The sequence below is a fragment of the Brevundimonas sp. genome, from assembly GCF_036677305.1.
Taxonomy (GTDB): Bacteria; Pseudomonadota; Alphaproteobacteria; order Caulobacterales; family Caulobacteraceae; genus Brevundimonas.
In genome coordinates, this window is sequence record NZ_JAKFEB010000040.1 from 1 (window position 1) to 3,188 (window position 3,188).

The following is a 3,188-nucleotide window of genomic DNA, read 5'->3' on the forward strand; positions in this document are numbered from 1 at the left end:
CATCGTGTCTTCCGAGACGTGGCTCAGGTCGACCATCATCCCCAGCCGGTTCATCTCGCGCACCACCTGCTCGCCGAACGGCGACAGTCCGCCCCATTTCGGCGCGTCGGTGGCGCTGTCGGCCCAGGTCGTGGTCCGCGAGTGGGTCAGGGTGATGTAGCGGGCGCCCGCGTCGAAGAATTCGCGCAGCAGACCGAGGGAGTCGTCGATCGAATAGCCGCCCTCCATGCCGATCAGCGAGGCGATCCTGCCGCGGCGGTGAATGCGCTCGACGTCGGCGGCGGTCACGGCCAGTTCGAACGTGTCCGGATGCGCCGCGACGATGCGCTTGACCGTGTCGATCTGTTCGAAGGTTTCGCGCGCCGCCTCGGTCGGCGTCAGGGTCGCGGGCACATAGACCGACCAGAACTGCCCTCCGACCCCGCCGGCGCGCAGACGCGGAATATCGGTGTGCAGGTCCGTGGTGGCGTCCAGGTTGGCGGTGAGGTCGACCGCGTAGGGATCGTTCCCGTGCCCCTGCCGAAGCGCCCATGGCAGGTCGTTGTGCCCGTCGATCAGCGGCGTCCGCTCCAGTATCCGCCGCGCCCTCGCCTCCCCGGCCGCGTCAGGGCTCTGGGCCAGAACGGGACCGGCGATCAGGACGGCGGCGACGGTGGTCAGAAGGATGGTGCGGATCATGGCGGGCTCCCCGAAACTGCAACGCGGGACAGTGCCAGACGCGACGGGGTTGGCAAGGCGCATCCGCCGCACTTCTCCCTCGAACCCGGACCTATTACAGACCCCCCATGACCGACGCCGCCGCCCCCTCGCTGGATCAACGCAAGACCGAGACCCGGGCCTGGTTCGAGACGCTGCGCGACCGCATCCACGCCGGCTTCGAGGCGCTGGAAGACTCGGCGCCCGCGGACCTCTTCCCCGGCGAACCCGGCCGTTTCGTCCGCACACCCTGGGACCGGCCCGAGGGCGGGGGCGGCGTTATGGGCATGATGCACGGGCGGCTGTTCGAAAAGGTCGGGGTCCACGTCTCGACCGTCCACGGAAGCTTCCCCGCCGACTATGCGAAGACCGTTCCCGGCGCGGCCGAGGATCCCCGCTTCTTCGCCACCGGCATCAGCCTGATCGCCCATCCGGTCAGCCCGCGCGTCCCGGCGGTGCATATGAACACCCGCTTCATCGCCACGACGCAGAGCTGGTTCGGCGGCGGCGGCGACCTGACCCCCGTGCTCGACGTCGACCGGCGCCCGGATGCGCCCGACACCGTCGCCTTCCACGCCGCCATGAAGGCCGCCTGCGACGCCCACGATCCGGACTGGCACGCCCGCTTCAAGGTCTGGTGCGACGAATATTTCTGGCTGGCGCACCGCAACGAGCCGCGCGGCACCGGGGGCATCTTCTACGACCACCACGACAGCGGCGACTATGCGAAGGATTTCGCCTTCACCCGCGATGTCGGAACCCGCTTCCTCGACGCCTATTCCGCCATCGTCGCGGGACGCATGGCCGAGCCCTGGACGGCGGAAGAGCGCGAGGAACAGCTGGTCCGGCGCGGTCGCTACGTCGAGTTCAACCTGCTCTACGACCGCGGCACGATGTTCGGCCTCAAGACCGGCGGCAATGTCGACTCGATCCTCAGTTCGATGCCGCCCGTGGTGAAGTGGCCCTGAGGCGAAGGGGGCTCAGGCCGCCTCGCGCTCCGGCTCTTCCATGGCGCCGGCGATGGCGCCGAACAGGCTGACCAGGGTCACCGGCTTGGTCAGGTGACCATCCGCGCCCGCCGCCCGGCCTGACGCCACGTGCTCGGCCATGGCGTTGGCGGTCAGCATCACCACCGGCGTCCGCTTCAGTCCGCCCGCCGCCTCGAGGGCGCGGATCTCGCGGGTCGCGGTCAGCCCGTCCATGACCGGCATCTGCATGTCCATCAGGACCAGATCGAAGCCGCCGCCTCTGAAGGCGTCGACCGCCTGTTGGCCGTCCTCGACCGTGACCAGCTCCATCTCCGTGGCCGAGAGCATGATCTCGACGACCTTGCGGTTGGCGGGGTGATCATCGGCCAGCAGGATGCGCAGCGGCGTCGCGGCGACGTCCGCCGTCGCCGCGGCGTCCGTCTCGGCCACGGGCTCGGCGACCTTCCGCATCGGAATCTCGAACCAGAAGGTCGAGCCCTTGCCGGGCGCGCTGTCGCAATCCAGGGCCGTCCCGCCCATCAGCTCGACCAGGGCGTTCGAAATGGTCAGGCCCAGACCCGTGCCGCCGTAGCGGCGCGTGATCGAGCCGTCGGCCTGCTGGAAGCGGCGGAAGATGCGGCCCTTCTGATCGGGGTCGAAGCCGACGCCCGTGTCCGTGACCCGGAACACCGCCGCACCGTCCATGGTCGACATCACCGACAGACGCACCGAGCCCGAAGAGGTGAATTTCAGCGCATTGCTGACCAGGTTGGTCAGCACCTGCCGCAGACGCACCATGTCGCCCTCGACCAGTCCCGACAGCGCCTCGTCGAACTCGACCACCATGGCCACGCCCTGGTCCTCGGCCTTGACCCGCCACAGGGCGGCGACGTCCTTGACCGACTGCTCCAGGTCGAAGGGCGCGGGCTCGAACGTCAGCTGGCCCGACTCGATCTTGGCGCTGTCGAGAATGTCGGACAGCAGCCGCTCCAGGGTCGCGCCGGACGAGCGGATCAGCTCGACCATCTCATGCTCTTCCGGCTGCAGCTCGCGACGCGCCAGGGTATCGGCCATCGACACCACGCCGTTCAGGGGCGTGCGGATCTCATGGCTCATATTGGCGAGGAACTCGCTCTTGGCCCGGTTCGCCTCCTCGGCCCGGCGCTGGGCCAGACGCAGCCGTCCGCTCTGGCGATACTGCCAGACGAGGGTGGCGCCGGCGAACAGCAGGAAGATCACCCCGATGCCTATGACCGCCCGCTGCAGGCCGGTGTTGGACCGCGCCGTCTCCAGCTGGGTCCGGCGCTCGGCCAGCTGCTGCTGCATATTGCCGGTCACCTGGTGTATGCCGGCGCTGTAGCTTCGGGCGGCATCGATCTCGCTCTCGAGCATATGCGCCCGGAGGATGCGGAAGGCCGCCTCGTGCCGGCCCTCCGCGAACAGCACCTCGGCCTCGACGTGGTCGACCTCGGACGGGATGCCCGTCTCGGCCTCAAGGCGGCGCAGTGCATTCACGTCCCGGCG

General features: G+C 69.1%; 3 protein-coding genes. 1 reads left to right on the forward strand and 2 read right to left on the reverse strand.

The genetic code is table 11. From position 1 onward, the window contains the following. The coding region (locus tag V6M42_RS02415) for a dipeptidase (RefSeq protein ID WP_332676897.1) at positions 1–678 on the reverse strand (678 nt) is incomplete at its 3' end. A gap of 107 nt (positions 679–785) precedes the next feature. Here V6M42_RS02415 and hemF point away from each other — a divergent pair. Continuing rightward, entirely contained in the window at positions 786–1,664 is an 879-nt protein-coding gene (gene hemF, locus V6M42_RS02420) for an oxygen-dependent coproporphyrinogen oxidase (RefSeq protein ID WP_332676899.1), read from the forward strand. A 12-nt stretch (positions 1,665–1,676) separates the two neighbouring features. On the opposite strand, the gene V6M42_RS02425 is transcribed toward hemF, so the two are convergent. Continuing rightward, on the reverse strand, positions 1,677–3,188 hold a 1,512-nt coding region (locus tag V6M42_RS02425), incomplete at its 5' end, for an ATP-binding protein (RefSeq protein WP_332676901.1).